1 pseudogene is annotated in these 252 nt (G+C 41.3%); it reads right to left on the bottom strand.

Annotation, left to right across the window (positions count from 1 at the left end):
* Positions 1-252: pseudogene (locus R2R70_RS21825) on the bottom strand (hypothetical protein); the annotation flags it as partial.

The raw sequence follows: 252 nt of genomic DNA, 5'->3' as shown, positions 1-252 counted from the left end.
AGTTCATTCTTAGCGGTTAATTCAAAATTTGGCAGAACATCGTCCTGTCGTCTCATCGACAAAATAACGGACACTCGAAGTAACCTTACAATGTACTGCGCAAGAAGGTTGTTTGCACCTAACGCGTTAAAGCTGTCTTTTGGTATATCAGAACGATGTGCATCGGCTACTGCCACAATTAACCTGTGCTCTGATTGCGAAAAACCAGGCATGTCAGTATTTTCTAGAATATACGCTGTATGCTTATGATAC

Origin of the sequence: Cobetia sp. SIMBA_158, from assembly GCF_046566945.1 — a bacterium.
GTDB lineage: Bacteria > Pseudomonadota > Gammaproteobacteria > Pseudomonadales > Halomonadaceae > Cobetia > Cobetia amphilecti.
This window is presented reverse-complemented; position numbering and strand designations above follow the sequence as displayed.